This is a genomic window from Pseudooctadecabacter sp. (assembly GCF_965657175.1).
GTDB lineage: Bacteria > Pseudomonadota > Alphaproteobacteria > Rhodobacterales > Rhodobacteraceae > Octadecabacter.
The window spans coordinates 52,842-70,215 of the sequence record NZ_CBFHNH010000011.1 but is presented as its reverse complement, the minus strand read 5'-3'; the positions used below and the strand labels follow the sequence as shown (position 1 = coordinate 70,215).

Sequence of the window (17,374 nt, the reverse complement as noted above, 5' to 3'; positions counted from 1 at the left end):
AATAGGGAGGGCAAGCCGTTGGGAGGACGTCTTGCAATCATCGCCGTCAGCACAGCCTACGTGGCGATCCTTGCTGTCGGTGCCTTTGAAGACCGGCGAGAGGCTTTGGCCGACGCCATAGGGTTGGGAGACATGGCTTTTGTCGCCGCCCTCGCCGGACTTCTTTGGCTGGCCTGCCTGATCCGCCCCATGGCGGGCGCCCGCGCCCATGCGGCCATCAACGCGACATTGCATCCCATCGGGAAATGGATTTCGATCGGTGCGCTTATCGCCATGGTCTGCTTCATCCTGTTGCAGGTCCTGATGCGCTATGTCTTCAACGATGCCCCCAACTGGACCGAAGAAGCCGCGCGGTTCGGGATGCTCTGGCTGGTGGGCCTGATGTCCCCCATCGCCTACCGCCACGGCGGCTTCGTGGCCATCGACATGCTGGAACGCGCGCTGAATGCACGACTGGCCGCGATCCTCTCCCTCATCCTGTTCGCCATGTCCTTTGCCGTGCTGCTGGTCATGTGGGACAAGGGATTGAACAATCACGTGGACAGCCTGTCCGGGCGTGGCTGTTCCTCCACCCTGCGGTGGCCCTTTGGGATTGAGATCGGCAAATGCGGCACGAAATTCAGCAACTACTACCAATACCTCGCCCTCTGGGTCGGGATTAACCTGTTGATCCTCGTCTGCGTGGAATTGATCCTGCGTCAGATCCTCACCCTCTTGGGCCGCGATGCCGGCCTCACCCCCTTGGGGGATAACGAAGAAATCGGGAGCGCGTCATAATGCTCATTTGGTTCCTCCCCCTCTTCCTTGCGATCCTGATGATCGGCACGCCGGTGGTCTTCGCCCTGCTCTTTGCGCCCGGCTTCATGACTTGGGTCACCGGCAACGAACGCGACCTCGCGATCCTCTACCGCAACGTCTACACCGGCATCGACAGTTTCCCGCTGATGGCGCTGCCGTTCTTCATGCTGGCCGGTGAGATCATGAACCGCGGCGGGATCACCACGCGGTTGGTCGAATTTTCCCAAGCCTTCATGGGCCACCTGCGCGGTGGCTTGGCGCAGGTGAACATTCTGTCGTCGATCCTGTTTGCGGGCCTGTCAGGGTCTGCCGTGGCCGACACATCCGCACTGGGGTCCACCCTGATCCCAGCCATGGAGAAAAACGGCTACACCCGCAAATTCGCCGCCGCCATCACCGCCGCGTCATCGGTCATCGGGCCGATCATCCCGCCTTCGGGCATCATGATTATCTACGCCTATGTCATGGGCGAAAGCGTGGCGGCGCTGTTTCTTGCGGGCATCGTTCCGGGGGTGTTGGTGGGCGTGGGCCTGATGGTCATGGTGCGGCTGTTGGCCGACCGCTACGACCTGCCCAAGGCTGAACGCATCGTCACCAAAAACCAGTCGATCACCCGCGTCGAATCTGTGCTCAGCTTCATCCTGCTGCGCATCAACCTGATGGGCATCTTCTGGGCGGTGTTCCGGCTTGGGTCCTCCATCGCAGGTGTCGCGCGGCCCGAGGGGACGATGCTCTGGCTGACGCTGGCGATCCTGCTGGTCCTGTCCCATGTCTTCCTGATCTGGATGCGCGGGCAAGTGTCATCTGATTTCCGCGTGGTCTGCAAAAAGGCCGTGGCCCCGCTGCAAACGCCCATCATCATTCTGGGCGGTATCTTGATTGGCGTGATGACGCCCACCGAAGCCTCCACCATCGCCGTGGCCTATGCCCTGCTGGTCAGTGTGTTTGTCCTCAAATCCCTCACATGGGCGGATTTCTTTGATGTACTGCAACGCTCTGCCCTCGCCTCGGCCGCTGTGCTGTTGCTGGTCGGCGCTGCCGTGGCGTTCAAAACCATCGTCGCCACCTCCGGTGCGGCCACCACCATGGCGGACGTGATCCTTGGCCTCAGTGAAAACCCGCTGATCCTGCTGTTCCTCATCAACATCCTGCTGTTCATCGTCGGCATGTTTCTGGACGCAGGCCCCGCGATCATCATCCTTGGGCCAATCCTCGGCCCGATCTTTACGGACATCGGCGTGCACCCTGTGCATTTCGCCATCATCATGTCCGTGAACCTGACCGTGGGTCTGGCCACGCCGCCCATGGGCCTTGTCCTCTTCGTCGCCTCAACAGTCAGTCGCGAAAAGGTCGAAACCATCGCCAAAGCGATCCTGCCGTTTCTGGCTGTGGAAATCGTCGTGATCTTCCTGATCACCTATTTCCCCCAGATCAGCATGACCGTCCCCTATCTCGCGGACTTCCTCGGATGCCCGCCTGACATCGGCTACATGGCTTGCATTAGCCCTCAGCCACCCGCAAACTGAACTTCATAAATGGGAGGAAACCAAAAATGATGAAGTATCTCGCAACCGCCGGCATGATCGCCGCCTACACGATGACAAGCACGCCGGTCTTTGCCGACGGCCACGTCATGACACTGCGCGCGACGGCCAACTCGAATGAGAACGACGAAGACTATGACGGTCTGGTCGTGTTCAAAAACTACGTCGAAGCCGCCTCAAATGGCGCGATCGAGGTGGAATTGTTCATCGGTACACAGCTGTGTTCCACCGGTGCGGAATGCCTTGAGGGCGTGTCTGAGGGTTCCATCGACATCTACATCTCCACCTCTGGCGGTGCCGCTGGCATCTTCCCTTACGTTCAGGTCCTCGACCTGCCGTATCTGATGGCCGATGACCGTGTGGCCGAATCCGTCCTTCAGGGTGATTTCGTCCGCACCATGCGCGACATGGCGCTTGAGACATCCGACGACACGATTCGCCTGATGACGATTGGTAATACAGGTGGCTGGCGCAACTTTGCCAACACCCAGCGCACGGTTCAGACCCCAGCCGACATGGAAGGCCTGAAAATCCGCACGGTTGTGGCCGACCTGCCGCAAGAACTGGTCCGCGCCCTTGGTGCCTCCCCCACGCCGATCCCATGGCCTGAGCTGTTCACATCCTTCCAGACAGGCGTCGTGGACGGATCCAAGAACGGCATCACCGACATCATGGGCATGAAGTTCCCCGATGCGGGTCTGCAGTATGTCACGCTGGACGGCCACGCCTACATGGGTGCCCTGTGGTGGATGAACAACGAGACGTTCCTCGGTATGGACGAAGCCAACCGCCGCGTGATCGTGGACGGTTTCTACGCCCTGCAGCAGGCGACATTTGCCTCGCCCAAGCGTAAATCCATCCAAGCCTACGAAGACTTCGTCGCCGGTGGTGGTGAACTTTACGTTCCAACACCCGAAGAAAAAGCCATGTTCGCCGAAGCCGCTGCCCCCGTGCAGGACTGGTTCCGCGCGAACGTGGACGGTGGTGACGAAATCCTCGACGCGCTGATCGCCGCCGTGGATGAGGTCGAGGCCGATATGGAAGCCGCTTACGCAGCCGACCTGAACTAAGGGTCGATTGATTCAACAAAGGGGCCGCTTCGGGAAACCGGAGCGGCCTTTTTTTGAGTTCTGACATTTGAAGTTGCGTCGCGCCCGCACGGGTGCGGGCGGTCCGGGCGCTGCTAAATCTGACATATGGCTGGATTGACAACTGAGCCACTTCGGACGGTGCTTAAAGCAACAAACACATCCACAAGTAGTGTTGCAAACACCGCAACCTCCAGTCATCCTCCTGACAAGGTTGAAAGAAAAGGCTGTGAAACATGAGGTACTGGTTCTGGAAGCTGATCGCCCTTGGATTGATAGGCTCATTCGCTTACACGGCTTTCGATCTTCAACGCGGAGGATATTTCTCCCTGCCAGACTTGGCTCAAAACGAATATGGAGTCAGCTTCAGAAACGGTTTTCGGGCAATTGTGGTTGAAGACAACCCATCGAATCAAAGTGCAGCCAATCAATCAGATATTTTCAGACGTTTAACCGCAGCGCATCCGGAACGCCGATATCGTGGAATTACCATGCAGGTTCCATCTTGGCTTGAGAGTCAATGGAGCCGATGTGAAAGAGCGCCCGATGGGGCAGACCCCAACAGAGAAGCACTAGAGCAGACAATGAACGAAAGTATGCGACGCGAGTACCAGCTGGCTCGTCTTGATTATTATTGCTTTGTGTTATCCGACAATGATCGCATACTTCGAGGTGTGATTTATTCGGTGCCCAGGTCCTGACTTGGATCACCGAAACGGATACATCCAAGGCCGGTAATCGTCGATCAGCACCTGCGCGCGGGCGCGTTGTTCTGAGGTCATGCGCGGCGTCAGCTCCTCCAGTGAATCCGGCGCATCCACGTCCCCGCCAATCGCAGACAGCGCGTACCACAGATAGGCGCGCACCAGATCGGGCGCGGGCATGCCCCGCCCGATTTCATAATACCAGCCCAGCCCCGACTGCGCCCCGGGATGACCTTTCAGGGACGCACGCAGATACCACTCAAACGCGCGTTCATCGTCGCGTTCAACGCCAAGGCCAAGGGCATACATCACCCCGATCAGTTCCTCCGCATCGGCATTGCCAGACCGTGCGAGGACCTCGAACATGGCGCGGGCCTCGACGAAATCGCCCGCCTCCATCAGATCGCGCGCCTCTTCTAGGTCCGCGGCAAAAATAGGGCTTGCCATGGCCAATCCACCGGCCAAAATAGCACCATGTACAAGCCGCCCGCCAAACCTTTTCCATCCGCTGTCCATACCGCGATATCCCTTTGTTTTCTGGGGGTCAGCACCGCTGTGGCCGACCCGATAACTCTGGATGATTTCGTGGATGCGGACCCCGCGCAAGCGCGAATTGGGCAGCTTTTGTTTTATGATAAAATTCTGTCAGGCAACCGCAATATTTCCTGCGGCACCTGTCATAACCACAACCTTGCAGGTGGCGACGGGCTAAGCCTAGGGATTGGTGAAGGCGGGGTTGGCGTGGGGCCGGACCGCACCATCGGCGACATCCGCAAACGGGTGCCGCGCAACGCGCCTGCCCTGTGGAATCTGGGGCATACTTCCGTCAACGTGCTGTTTCACGATGGCCGGTTAGAGGTCTCTGACCAGTTCGGGAATGGCTTCGATTCCCCCGCAGAAGAATGGCTGCCGGAAGGACTCGACAACATCGTCGCAGCGCAGGCCCTGTTCCCGATGACCGCCCAGTTCGAAATGGCCGGAAACCCCGGTGAAAATGACATTGCGGGTGCCACCCATGACAGGATCGACGCCGCTTGGCCTATCCTTGCTGCACGTGTGCGGGCCGAACCTGAATACGTGAGGATGTTCACCGAAGCCTTTGAAACGGTTGACGATCCTTTGGACATTACCATCGTTGAAATCGGCAATGCGCTGGGGGCGTTCATCACCTCCGAATGGCGCAGTTTCGACAGCCCCTATGACGCGTGGCTGACGGGCACAGCCCTGCCAGAAGACGCCGAACGGGGCCGCGCGCTGTTCTTTGACGAAGCGCGCTGCGCGTCGTGCCATTCCGGCCCGTTATTCACCGATCAGGGGTTTTACGCGCTTGGCCTTCCCGCCTTCGGGCCGGGCCGCACGCGGACTTTTGACAAGATGCCCCGCGATGTGGGGCGCATGGGGGAAACCGACCTGTTATCAGATGCTTACCGGTTCCGCACACCGTCCCTGCGGAATGTGGCCCTGACGGCACCTTACGGGCACAACGGGGCCTACCCCACGTTGCGCGACATGATCCGCCACCATTCAAACCCTGCCGCCGCCCGTGCGGCGTGGACACCGGCCATGGCCGCATTGCCCGCGACGGACCGTTTTTTGGGTGTTGATTTCGTGATCCAGCAAGATGTGCGTGAAATGGCCCGTCAGGCGGCCGTCCTCGATATCGATCCGGTGACCCTGTCCGAGGCGGAAATCGCTGATATCGAAGCGTTCTTGCACAGCCTCACCGGCGCCACAGCGGACAGCCGCCCCTTAGGACGCCCTGACGCGGTGCCCAGCGGATTGCCGGTGGATTAGCGCAAAATCTCGCCCAGTGGTCGCCGCGCACGGGGGGGCGCGTCGCCGGTGGGCCGTCCAAAACGGATCGCCTGCACCAGCCGTCGGTCGGGCGGCAAACCGAAATGCTGGTAGACGGCCGTCTGGGTCGGTCCGTGATCGGACAATGCCGCCATGGGCCAGCCAGCAAATCCCAGCGACGCGGCCTCAAGACACAGGCGCAGATAAGCGCGGCCTGACACAACTGGATTTTCTGAAATATCGCGGTGAAACAAGGCAATAACGGGCGATCTTGATGTCATCGAACCCTCCGCCGTTAGCCCCTTGGTGAGTCGAAGGGCAGACAACACAGGCCAGAGCTTCAGCAAGACCCAAGGCACCAATCGGGCCTGCCCCGCGGACATCTGCATGGCGTGGCGGTCCATCCCATCGACCCCCGCGCGCGGGTGCCGGTCTGACAAACGCATCCAAGCGACAAGCTCGTCCCTGAAAAGCGCATCGCCCATGATCGCAAGGCTGGCCGCATCGTTTTGGGCGGCGATCCAGTGGCGTTCCGCATCGGTCAGAACCAAACGCATGTCGGGGCGGGTCCACCCATAAAGCGCGGGCGGCGTGTCCTCAAACGCCCCGCGCCATGTGAACCTGTCTTCCAGTTGGCTGTGCAGCCTGTCTTCCTCAGCCCGCTGCAGGGTCAGATGGGCCACGGCCACAAGGCCATGACCAGGTTCTGTGGCGTGACCCGTATACGCCACCCGCGCGCCAACCCCGTGGGCCGACAGGGCGAGCATCATCGCCTCCAACACCGCGCCGCAGGACAGCGCCGCGTCACGGCCCGTTGGGTCGCCAACGGTCAGGCCCACGTCCGTGTCACAGAACAAGGACAGGATGTCCCCCTCACGCGTCCAGCGCGCGGGTTGGGTGTTGTGCACCGTGGGTGCCAAGGCGGCACGGGCCACGCAAGCCTCGAATATATCGTTTGAGATCATGAATTTGCCGCCATCAATCGCGCCATCCGCTGCACGGCTGCCAGCTCCAGTTCAGCCCGTGGCGACGTGGCCAGCGCAGGCATCGACAGCGCCACAAGGGTCAGTGGGTCGTCCGCCGCCAACAGGATGTGACTGGCGTCGAACAGATCGAACAGGTGGGCGATATGATCCCCTTCGGCCCCGTCCGTGAACGGCGGATCGGCACGTCTGAGAACCGGACGGACCGCAAAAATATGACGCAGGACGTCGCTGTCCAGATCGGCCAGCTGATCGCCCTGCACCAGCACCGCGCCCTCGACCAGCGGATGGGATTGCAGCCCCCGCAGAAACCCCAGCGCATCGCGGGACCGGTCATCGGCCAGATGCCGCAACAAGGTTTGGGAGCGTTCCTCGGCCCTCAGGCTTTGTGCTTCGATGAAAAGGACCGCAACCAACACCGCCGCCAAGATCACTGCCAAGGTCAGGATCGTGGCGTCCTTGTCCATCTGCGCCATCTGGGCCGTCACCAGCCCCGACAGACCCGCCCCAAAGACGATCGCCAAAAAGGACACCAAAGGCGCACGGTGCTGCGATTGTGACCGCCCCAAGGACACGGCAAGCCAGCACAAAAACAACACCCCCAAGGGTGAGGTTTGGGCCGGAAGCCCCAGAAATATCATCAGAAAATCCGCAGCTGCCAGTGGGATCAACACAACCAAAGACAGGGCAATCCTCTCGACCGATCGGTTTTCTGCCGCACTCAGGCTGGCACGATCCCGGCGCAGAACCAACCATCCCGCAATGCCAAACCCGCTGAGCTGGAACACCATAAGCCCCGCCAGCCGCGCAGGATCAATGCTGTCGCGCCACCACAAGGACAGCACCACAAAGACAGCCGTGCCCCCCGCGACCCATAGCTTCGCCATCGGCGGCGCATGACGGCGCAGCAAACCTTCGGTCAAAATCAACACGGATATTGGAATAAGAGAGGCGCCCAACAGAATGAAAAACCTGAAGAATTGCACATCCGTCAGAATAAACAGCGCCCGCCCCGCAAAGAGAACCATCATCACCCGAAGCCCAAAGATGAACCGTCGGTTCAAAGGCGCCCAAGCATCACGGGCCGAGATCACGTGACTGACGATCATCAGCCCCGCCAAAGCCGACGCAGATAGAAACAGATTGCCAATCTCAGACGGTCCCATCAGCCCATCAACCCCGCCAAGAACCGCCGCACCAGTGGCCGCAGCACGGCCGCGATCCACGCCGGTCTGGGCCGTTCGACCCGCGCGGCATAAGGGTTGAAAAAGTAACCACGATTGTCCGTGCCATGGGGGCGGCCAAGGGCTGCGTTGATGACTTCATAACACATCAACTGGCCGGTGGTGATGACCATGGGCGCAAAAGACATCCGCGATCTTTTGCCAGACACAACGTCGCCCACGATGTCCAGATCAATGTAGTGTCTGGATGAAGAATGGATCACAACCCATTCGGATTCCTTCAAAAATGCATCAGACCGCTGGTCGTCCGTGATCTGGTCCCACTCTGTCCCGACAGTTGGATAGCCCATCCGAACCTCATGGGGCACAGCATCCGGCGTGGTCACATAAACCGACGGCAAGGGCGAAGCATAGGCATCCACCACCGCCCGACCCAAGGCCCGCGCCCGCCGGTACAAAAGCAGCGACGCGCCCAGATCATCCGTCCCGTTTACCACAATCACGGATCGCGCAATCAGATCATCCACACGATCCGTCCAGTCGGCATGATAGACTTCAATCTCAACCTCGGGGTTGATGGTGCGCGCGATCTCGGCCGTGGCCTCCGCCTTGTGGCGATCCACAGTGTCCATGAAGCAAAAGACCTGCCGGTTGAGGTTGCTGACCTCAAACGCGTCCAGATCCGCGATGATCAGCCGCCCCACGCCTGCGCGCACCAGCCCCAGAATGCAGGCCCCGCCCATGCCACCGGTGCCACAGACAAAGCCGGTTGCATCCCGCAGCGCCTCTGGTTCCTGCGGGGTGACGAAACCGATGTTTCGGGTGGTGAATGTGGCATAATCAAACATTGCGGTCCTCGCGCGCGGGCCGCAGGATTGAAAACGCACGGCGCGTGTCCAACCAATAGAGCACCGGCAGGATCAGCCGCCCAAGGGCCACGTAGATCGCCGTGCTCAGCACGCCAAAAATGGCCGTGGCCGGAACCTCCCGCGTCAGATAGCGGCGGATCGCGGGCAAATCCATGCGCCCCAGTTGCAGCACGTCATCGCCGCGGTCGTAATCCAGCTGATCGGCGCAAAAGGTATTGTAAACCTCATCACGGTGCTTGGGCGCGGCTTCCCACGTCTTTTTCAGATCATCGGACCCGCCTGTGTAGGCATTGGTGATGATAAAACGGTCCTCGTCAAACCCCGCGTCGTCCCCCACGCCAAAGACATGGCGATGCTGCGCCATGATGCCCCGCGCGATCAACACATGGGTCAGGGTACGCCGCCCCGCATCCGGCGCAGGCCAAATGTCGGAAAACATCTGGCTGACCATGCCCACGACGGCAGGCACCTGAGTGACATTGGACATCCACAGGGGCCGAAATTGATTGCGCACAAACAGCAAAAAACAGGTGAGCCCGTAAAGAACCCAAGACAACCCGCCCGACCGTTGATCGGGGTCCACCATCACCAGCCCCAGATGCAATACATCCACAGGCGCAGGCTGGGTGTCGATCGTCATCACGGCCAGCGCATTAAAGGCCACAGGCGTGCCGTCCTTGGTGCTGACCAAGGTCACGATCGTGTCGCGCATCCGGTCGCGGTCGCCTGCAAAAACACCGTAGCTCAGCGTGCCTGTATCCAGCGTTTTGGCCGCCACGGCACGCAAATCTGCCGTCAACGCGGCCAGATCCGCGTCGGACATCCACCGCCCCGGCTTCTCCATAATCCGCACCACATGACCGCGTCCATGGCGCAGGGTCACGTCCATATGGTCGCGGCGCAGGGACGTAAGAAGTGATGCGATCATGGATGGAGAGCCTGTGTCATTACCCCTACCCTATGAAGGACAAGCAGGGCGAACAAGCGGGGAAACCCTGACCTTTATGGGGCAAAACCCCTTGACCAAGACCCCGCCCAAAACTAGAACATAACAGGAACATTAATCACGGAATCGTCCATGCGCAGCGCCCTGCCCCCGCCCAAATCTGCGACCGACCTGTTGATGGAACGGGCGGAAACGGCTGGCCGCAAGGGCGAGGCCGACAGCCAGCCCACGCTGCGCGAACTCTTTGCAGACAAGGCCACCGATGCGGCGGCCTTGGGCTTTATGCTGGCGCAAATCGACATCACCAAAGGCCCCGTCTTGTGGATTTCCGATCGCATCAGCCGCAAGGAGGCCGGTGTGATCTGCATGGCAGGCCTGCCCCATGGCATCGACGTGCTGCGCGTGGATGTCTCCAAACCCGTTGATGTGCTCTGGGCGATGGAACAGGGCTTGGGCTGCCCCACCTTGGGCGCTGTCGTGGGGGAGGTCTGGGGCGATCCACCCGCACTGGATTTCACCGCCTCCAAACGGCTGGCCCTGCGGTCTGAGGCCCATGCAGTGCCCGCTTGGCTGATCCGCCGCGCAGCCCACGCCAACCTCAGTGCGGCACGCGCGCGCTGGCGCGTGGCCTCATTGGCCTCCATGCACAACCCAGATGACATCCACGCGCTGGGTCAACCGCTGTGGCAGGCCAACCTGTTCCGCTCGCGCTGGGGTACACCGGGCGATTGGGTCGCACGGGCGCAAGACGGCACACTCCACCTCGACCATCGCGTCGAAGGCCAGACAGAGGCAGGGGCACGCTATGGCTGATCCCATGCCCCCCTTCATCTGGCCCCAAAAACTCAAAATCCCGCACCTTCGGCCCGCGCGACAATGAGGGGGGAGGACAAGCTGCCCGTCCTGCCCTTTCCAACGCCGACCCGCCCCCCTGAACCCAAGGGGGCCACCCCCCAAAGGTCACAGGACACGGCCCAAATGCTGGCCCATGCTATCGCCGCGTTGCAACAGGCGATGGTCACGCCGCCCGTGGATCTTAGCGTCACGGATCTGCCGCCCCCCGATGCCCAAGTGGAGGAGGCGTTCACCCCCGTGGGCATCCCGCCAAGCACACCTCGCTGGCGGGCCAGCACGACACCGACACCCCCTTCAAACTCGAAGGTCGCCAAAAACCACAAGGACAAACGGGTGGGTGTCGCCGCAGGCGCAGTTACACCGCCGGACCCCAAAGACCCTCTGGCCCGACGCATCACCGCGCTGCATTTCCCGCGTTTTTCCATGAACCGCTGGCAGTGGCACATGGACCGCGCAGGGCAGGCCCCACCGCCCGAGGTGCCTGTGGCCCTCGCCGTCGAAGGCCCCCACGGCCCCGTCATCCATGCCACCAACCGCGCCGCTGACCAGCACGGCATCCAGATCGGCGCGCGGGTGGTGGACATGCGCGCACTGGTGCCCGATCTGCGGGTGGAATTTGCCGATGTGGGCGGCGACCAAGCCGCCTTGGGGCGGTTGATGCTGTGGGTGCGCCGCTGGTGCCCGTGGTCCACAGTCGACGGGCCTGCGGGGCTGGCCATGGACACCACCGGGTCCGACGATCTGTGGGGCGGTGAGGCGGCGATGCTGCGCGAAATCGAAGGGCGGCTGTCCACCTTGGGGCTGGACACAAACCTTGCCACCGCCCCCACCCACGGGGCCGCTTGGGCGCTGTCGCGCTGCGGTGGCGTGCGTGAGGTCTGCACGGCGCAGGATCTGGCAGCCAAAACCGCCCCCCTGCCGGTGCGCGCCCTGCGGCTGCATCCGGACACGGTGCTTTTGCTCAAACGGCTCGGCCTGAAAACCGTGGGCGCGCTGGCCGATGTGCCGCGCCTGTCACTGGCGCGCCGGTTCCAAAAGGCGGAACTGGTGCAGAATCCCCTGCTGCGGCTGGACCAACTCATGGGGCGCATGGCCGAACCCCTGCAAAGCCCAGATGACCCGCCGCAATTCAGCGTCCAATCCAGCCTGCCGGAACCTGTGATGGACCCCGAACCACATCTGCCCGACATGGCACAAGAGCTTTGCGCAGGGCTGCACGCCGCAGGCCTTGGCGCGCGGCGTATCACCCTGACCGTCTACCGCACCGACGGGGAGGTCGACCGCATCGGGGCCGCCACCTCCCAAGCCAGCCGCGATGCGGGCCACATTCTGCGCCTGTTTGAGGACAAGCTGGAACGGCTCAACCCCGGCTTCGGGTTCGATCTGATCACCTTGGAGGCCAGCGTCGTCGAACATATCGAGGTCGTGCAAACCCGCATCGAAGGCGGCAGCGACGAGGGCACGGAACTGGCCCGTCTGGTGGACCGCCTGTCAGCCAAGTTCGGCGCGGACAACATCCGCCGCCCCGCGCCCCGCGACAGCCACATCCCAGAACGCCGCGAGGGCTGGCATTGCGCCATGGCGCCTGACGCAGCACCCCTGCCCCCCCATCCGCGCCCGCGCCCTTTGCGGCTGTTGCAGCCCCCCGAAGAGATCCGCGTCCTTTATGCCGTGCCCGAAGGCCCGCCCGCGCAATTCATGTGGCGGCGTCAGACCCATAAGGTGGTGCGGTTCGAAGGCCCCGAACGCATCGCGCCCGAATGGTGGGCCGACCGTCCTGGCACGCGGTTGCGCGATTATTACCGGATCGAGGATCAGCATGGGCAACGGTACTGGCTGTTTCGCGAAGGCGTTGTGGGCGATGGCCGTGGCGGCGCGCCCCGCTGGTGTGTGCAAGGATTGTTCGCATGAGGGGGACGACCTGCGGTCGGCGCCTGCGGCGGGCGGGGGGGCGCGCCTGCGGCGCGGTCTGGCGGTGGCTGTGTCGGCGGTGTCGGAGGGGGCTCTGCCCCCCGCGCGATGCGCGTCCCCCGAGGTATTTTAGAACCAGAGAATGGGAGAGCCACGCCGGCACGTTTGTGGCGAGGCGGCAGAGATGCGCGCGGCCAGAGTCTGCGCAGCTATTGCGACGTGCTTCTTATGGGCGAGTTTGGCTTGGAATCAAGGGCGGTGCAGCCCGTGCCTGAGAATGACCATCAGCACCCGCGTCGCACCCTCCCCGAGGACGGTGTTTTCACGCCCAACGCTAAGGCGGGTTATGTCGAGTTAGGGATGTTTTCATGTTTTTCGTTTCTGCGCGGTGCGTCGGATGCGGTGGATCTTGCATCAGAGGCTTGGTCGCTGGGCTATGATTGCCTCGCGGTGGCGGATCTGAACACTTTGGCGGGCGTCGTGCGCATCTGGGGGGAGGCGCGCAAGGCAAAGCTGCGTCCGCTTGTGGGCGCGCGGATTGAACTGATCACAGGTGAGGCCTTTCTGGCCTATCCCCGCGATCGTGCCGCCTATGGGCGGTTGTCACAGCTGATTTCCAAGGGCCGGATGACCGACCGAGATGGCAACTGGCAGGCCAAGGGCGCCTGTGATCTGACACTGGGCGATCTGGCCGCCCATCAAGAGGGGATGATCCTGATTGCAGTACCCTCTGAGGATGTGCAGCTGTACGGGCGCGGGTTGGCACGGTTGTGCAAGACCTTGCCCAGCCTGCAGTATCTGGCGGCGTCCTACCTTTACCGAGGCGATGATGTGCTGCGCATCAACCGGATCGATGCGCTGGCGCGGCGCCATAGGCTGCGCCTGTTGGCCACCAATGACGTGCTGTATCACGCGCCGGATCGTCGCCCCTTGCAAGATATCATGACCTGCATCCGCGACCATTGCACCCTTACCGAGGCTGGCAGCCGGTTGGAGCCCAACGCCGAACGCCACCTCAAATCCCCCACGGAAATGGCGCGCCTGTTCCGCCAGTGGCCCCATGCCATTCAAGCCACCCGCGCCGTGGCCGATGCGATCACGTTTGATCTGGGCGAGCTGGCCTATGAATACCCCCGTGAGGTCATCCCCACAGACATGACACCCCAGGCCTATCTGGAGAAACTGACGTGGGAAGGGGCCGCCTGGCGCTATCCGGACGGCGTGGCGGAGGCGACGAAGGCCGTTTTGGCCAAGGAACTGGCGATGATCGAAAAACTTGATATCGCGCGCTATTTTCTGACCATTCACGACATCATCCACTATGCCCGCCACGTCGCACAGCCCGAAATCCTGTGTCAGGGGCGCGGGTCGGCGGCCAATTCGGCCGTCTGCTATGTGCTGGGGATCACGGCCGTAGATCCCGCCCAACATTCCTTGCTGTTTGAGAGGTTCATCAGCGAAGAACGCAAAGAGCCGCCTGATATCGACGTCGATTTCGAACATGAACGCCGCGAAGAGGTGATCCAGCATATCTATCAGAAATACGGCCGCGACCGTGCGGGGCTTTGTGCCACAGTGATCCACTACCGCCCCAGGTCCGCCATCCGTGAGGTGGGTAAGGTCATGGGCCTGTCCGAGGATGTGACCGGCGCGCTGGCCAAGACGATCTGGGGCAGCTGGGGCAAGGATGTGGACGGGGACCACGCCAAGGAGGCCGGTCTTGATATGTCCGACCCGCTGCTCAGGCGGACGATCCTGCTGGCGGGGCAACTCATCGGGATGCCGCGCCATCTGGGCCAGCATGTGGGCGGGTTTATCCTGACCGAACGGCCCCTGACGGAAACCGTGCCCATCGGCAACGGGGCCATGGCGGACCGCACGTTCATTGAATGGGACAAGGACGATATTGATGCGCTCGGCATCCTGAAGGTCGACATTCTGGCGCTGGGGATGCTGACCTGTATCCGCAAATGTTTTGATATGATATCAAAGCAGTATGGCCGTGACTTGACGCTGGCCACCACCCCGCAAGAGGACCCGCGGGTCTATGACATGCTGTGCCGCGGCGACAGCATCGGGGTCTTTCAGGTGGAAAGCCGCGCCCAGATCAACATGCTGCCGCGTCTGCGCCCGCGCCAGTTTTATGATCTGGTGATCGAGGTCGCCATCGTCCGCCCGGGCCCCATTCAGGGCGACATGGTCCACCCCTATCTGCGCCGCCGCAACGGGGAGGAACAGGTGATCTACCCCGCACCAGGCCCCCCTCATGATCCGGCTGAGCTGAAGAACATCCTTGGTCGCACCTTGGGCGTGCCGATCTTTCAGGAACAGGCCATGAAAATCGCCATTGAGGCGGCAGAATTCTCCCCTGCGGAGGCAAATGAGCTGCGCAAGGCCATGGCGACCTTCCGGTCACGCGGTACGATTGAACTGTTGCAGGAAAAAATGGTGGGCCGGATGATGCGGCGCGGCTACGACGAGGATTTCGCGCGGCGCTGTTTTGACCAGATCAAAGGCTTTGGCGAATACGGCTTTCCCGAAAGCCATGCGGCCTCTTTTGCGCAATTGGTCTATGTGTCCAGCTGGCTGAAATGCCACTATCCCGATGCCTTTTGCGCAGCTTTGCTGAATTCGCAACCCATGGGGTTTTATGCCCCCGCCCAACTGGTCCGCGATGCGAAAGACCACGGGGTTGAGGTCCGCCCGCCGGATGTGAATTACTCCCAATGGAACAGCACGCTGGAGCCGTTGACCGGATACCACCTCCCCTCTTCATCTGGCCAAGAAAACTCAAATCCCACAGATGCCACCGGGCGCTACGCCCTCAGGCTGGGCCTGCGCCAGATCACAGGCTTCCGCGAAGACGCCGCCGTCCGCCTGATTGCTGCCCGTGACGCCCCCTTCCGCGACCTCAAAGAGCTGCAAGAGCGCGCAGGGCTGACCGCCCCCCACGTGCGCCGACTGGCCGAAGCCGATGCCCTGCGGTCCATGTTTCTCGACCGCCGTCAAGCGCTCTGGGATGCCAAAGCCCTGCGTGACGCACCTGATTTGCCGCTCTTTCAAGAGGCCCGTGATGAAGGGGTCGAGGCCCCCGTGGCCCTTCCGGAAATGCCTGTCAGCGAACAGGTGGTGGCTGACTATCAGACCCTGCGGCTGAGCCTGAAAAAACACCCCATGGCGTTTTTGCGCCGGTCTTTGGCGGGGCAAGGTTACACCGATTGCGGGCAGCTCAAACACATGCGCGGTTGGCAGAAGGTGTCGATGGCAGGTCTGGTGCTGATCCGCCAACGGCCCGGATCGGCCAAGGGGGTGTGTTTCATCACCATCGAGGACGAACACGGGGTGGCCAATCTGGTGATCTGGCCCAAGGTGATGGAGGCTTACCGCAAAATCATCATGCAATCGCGCCTCATTGTCATCCATGGCTATGTGCAGCGCGATGTGGATGTGATCCATGTGGTGGCAGAACGTCTGGAGGACCGCTCCGACGCGCTTCTGGCCTTGTCGGCAGATGCCATGCCCACCGCGATGGCCCATGCGGATGAGGTCAACCGCCCCCTGCCTGCGCCATCCTCACGTCATCCTCGCGACGTGCGGATCATCCCCAAAAGCCGTGACTTCCACTGAGGGCGCCCCAAAATCTCAAGGAGATTTTGAATACAAATTCTCTCACGAGAATTTGGCCTCCGGCGGAGGTATTTAAGAACCAGAGAGATCAGGCCGTGGCGTTCACGACCCTTTGGGCGCCATCCAACGCCAGCGGGCTAAGGCCGTCACCGCCTGCATCAAGATATGCGGCCAGCTGGTCCAGCATTCGAGGTTCCCAGAATTCTTTCAGGTGATCGGCCACACGCTGCGCCTTGTCGGCGTCAGGCTGGGTTTCGAAAAACGTGGCGATCTGGTTGGCCATGCGGACCATTTTGTCAGGCGACATCGGTGGCGTCCTCGGTGTGAATGCGGTGGGGATGGGCGAAGATTTCAAAGGTGTCGGCGCGCGCAAGGGCGACGAGGGTGATATTGGCGGCCTCGGCCGTCTCGACGGCCAAAGTTGTAGGAGCCGAAACAGCGAGGATCACGGGCGCACCAGCCATTGCCGCTTTTTGCACCATTTCGATGGAGACGCGCGAGGTTAGAACAATCGCCCCCACTGTTGTATCCGCAACAGCGCCGATCAGCTTGTCCAGCGCATTGTGGCGCCCGACGTCTTCGCGAACAGTCACAAGCCCCTGATCTGGTTCGAAAAAGCCCGCGCCATGCACCGCACGGGTCCGATCATGCAAGGCTTGCCCCGCCCGAAGATCCGCCATGGCCTTCGCGATTTGAGGCGCGGTCAGCGTCAACTCAGCTGTGACCTTTGGCACAGCGCGGTCCGCCTCCTCAAGGCTGTCGATCCCGCACAGGCCACACCCCACAGGGCCCGCCATAGCCCGCCTGCGGCTGGCCAGTGCCTCGGCCTGCGCGTCCGGCAGCCACATCTGCACCTCGATGCCCTTGGGATGGGTCACGACCTCAATACTTACAACCTCACGCAGCCCTTCGGTACGGGTAAACCCGCGTCCGAAATCCTCCAGATCACTGGGGGTGGCCATCATCACCGCCTGCGTTGTGCCGTTATAGACCAGTGCCACAGGCACCTCCTCCGGCAGCGCGCGGCTGGCCTCGCGCGCGCGACCGTTGCTCACGATGTGAGCGGTGGTT

The 17,374-nt window shown here is 61.7% G+C and carries 15 protein-coding genes; 8 read left to right on the top strand and 7 right to left on the bottom strand.

Features of this window, described 5'->3' with window-relative positions; translation table 11 throughout:
- Positions 1 to 18: 18 nt before the first annotated feature.
- The 4 genes from ACTG36_RS10790 to ACTG36_RS10775 all read left to right on the top strand — a co-directional run bounded on the left by ACTG36_RS10790 (position 19) and on the right by ACTG36_RS10775 (position 4,131).
- Complete coding sequence (locus tag ACTG36_RS10790) at positions 19 to 777, top strand: TRAP transporter small permease (protein WP_375282007.1); 759 nt, start codon at positions 19 to 21, stop codon at positions 775 to 777.
- The gene (locus ACTG36_RS10785; RefSeq protein ID WP_375282008.1) at positions 777 to 2,324 is read left to right on the top strand and encodes a TRAP transporter large permease; all 1,548 of its coding nucleotides are present in this window, start codon (positions 777 to 779) and stop codon (positions 2,322 to 2,324) included. The genes ACTG36_RS10790 and ACTG36_RS10785 overlap by 1 nt, the downstream gene beginning before the upstream one ends.
- 53 nt (positions 2,325 to 2,377) lie before the next feature.
- On the top strand, positions 2,378 to 3,412 hold the full coding sequence (locus ACTG36_RS10780) for a TRAP transporter substrate-binding protein (protein WP_375282019.1): 1,035 nt from the start codon (positions 2,378 to 2,380) through the stop codon (positions 3,410 to 3,412).
- Between the two features lie 254 nt (positions 3,413 to 3,666).
- Positions 3,667 to 4,131 carry a hypothetical protein gene (locus ACTG36_RS10775; protein ID WP_375282009.1) on the top strand — a complete coding sequence of 155 codons (465 nt, stop codon included), beginning with the start codon at positions 3,667 to 3,669 and terminating at the stop codon, positions 4,129 to 4,131.
- A gap of 6 nt (positions 4,132 to 4,137) precedes the next feature.
- On the opposite strand, the gene ACTG36_RS10770 is transcribed toward ACTG36_RS10775, so the two are convergent.
- Complete coding sequence (locus tag ACTG36_RS10770; RefSeq protein WP_375282010.1) at positions 4,138 to 4,581, bottom strand: tetratricopeptide repeat protein; 444 nt, start codon at positions 4,579 to 4,581, stop codon at positions 4,138 to 4,140.
- A 108-nt stretch (positions 4,582 to 4,689) separates the two neighbouring features.
- Between ACTG36_RS10770 and ACTG36_RS10765 the strand changes: the two genes are divergently transcribed.
- Complete coding sequence (locus tag ACTG36_RS10765; RefSeq protein WP_375282011.1) at positions 4,690 to 5,928, top strand: cytochrome-c peroxidase; 1,239 nt, start codon at positions 4,690 to 4,692, stop codon at positions 5,926 to 5,928.
- Here the strand turns inward: ACTG36_RS10765 and ACTG36_RS10760 are convergent.
- Genes ACTG36_RS10760 through ACTG36_RS10745 form a run of 4 tightly spaced genes read right to left on the bottom strand, consistent with a single transcriptional unit; the run spans position 5,925 to position 9,892 of the window.
- Positions 5,925 to 6,893 (bottom strand): hypothetical protein, encoded by a 969-nt coding sequence (locus tag ACTG36_RS10760; protein ID WP_375282012.1) that lies wholly within the window; start codon positions 6,891 to 6,893, stop codon positions 5,925 to 5,927. The genes ACTG36_RS10765 and ACTG36_RS10760 overlap by 4 nt on opposite strands.
- Positions 6,890 to 8,137, bottom strand: a complete 1,248-nt coding sequence (locus tag ACTG36_RS10755) for a hypothetical protein (protein ID WP_375282013.1) — start codon at positions 8,135 to 8,137, stop codon at positions 6,890 to 6,892. Before ACTG36_RS10755 ends, ACTG36_RS10760 begins: the two co-directional genes overlap by 4 nt.
- Complete coding sequence (locus ACTG36_RS10750; protein WP_439142282.1) at positions 8,077 to 8,943, bottom strand: HesA/MoeB/ThiF family protein; 867 nt, start codon at positions 8,941 to 8,943, stop codon at positions 8,077 to 8,079. Before ACTG36_RS10750 ends, ACTG36_RS10755 begins: the two co-directional genes overlap by 61 nt.
- Positions 8,936 to 9,892: a hypothetical protein gene (locus tag ACTG36_RS10745; protein ID WP_375282015.1), complete on the bottom strand. Its 957-nt coding sequence runs from the start codon at positions 9,890 to 9,892 to the stop codon at positions 8,936 to 8,938. Before ACTG36_RS10745 ends, ACTG36_RS10750 begins: the two co-directional genes overlap by 8 nt.
- A gap of 150 nt (positions 9,893 to 10,042) precedes the next feature.
- On the opposite strand from ACTG36_RS10745, the gene ACTG36_RS10740 reads away from it, so the two are divergent.
- The 3 genes from ACTG36_RS10740 (at position 10,043) to ACTG36_RS10730 (ending at position 16,303) form a co-directional block, all read left to right on the top strand.
- Complete coding sequence (locus tag ACTG36_RS10740) at positions 10,043 to 10,723, top strand: ImuA family protein (protein WP_375282016.1); 681 nt, start codon at positions 10,043 to 10,045, stop codon at positions 10,721 to 10,723.
- A 165-nt stretch (positions 10,724 to 10,888) separates the two neighbouring features.
- On the top strand, positions 10,889 to 12,676 hold the full coding sequence (locus ACTG36_RS10735; protein WP_439142279.1) for a Y-family DNA polymerase: 1,788 nt from the start codon (positions 10,889 to 10,891) through the stop codon (positions 12,674 to 12,676).
- Between the two features lie 267 nt (positions 12,677 to 12,943).
- Positions 12,944 to 16,303, top strand: coding sequence for an error-prone DNA polymerase (locus ACTG36_RS10730; RefSeq protein WP_375281800.1), 3,360 nt, complete (start codon positions 12,944 to 12,946; stop codon positions 16,301 to 16,303).
- 88 nt (positions 16,304 to 16,391) lie between these two features.
- Here the strand turns inward: ACTG36_RS10730 and ACTG36_RS10725 are convergent, their stop codons facing one another.
- Positions 16,392 to 16,610 carry a formate dehydrogenase subunit delta gene (locus ACTG36_RS10725; RefSeq protein ID WP_375281801.1) on the bottom strand — a complete coding sequence of 73 codons (219 nt, stop codon included), beginning with the start codon at positions 16,608 to 16,610 and terminating at the stop codon, positions 16,392 to 16,394.
- Positions 16,600 to 17,358, bottom strand: a complete 759-nt coding sequence (gene fdhD / locus ACTG36_RS10720) for a formate dehydrogenase accessory sulfurtransferase FdhD (protein ID WP_375281802.1) — start codon at positions 17,356 to 17,358, stop codon at positions 16,600 to 16,602. The genes ACTG36_RS10725 and fdhD overlap by 11 nt, the downstream gene beginning before the upstream one ends.
- Positions 17,359 to 17,374 lie beyond the last annotated feature (16 nt).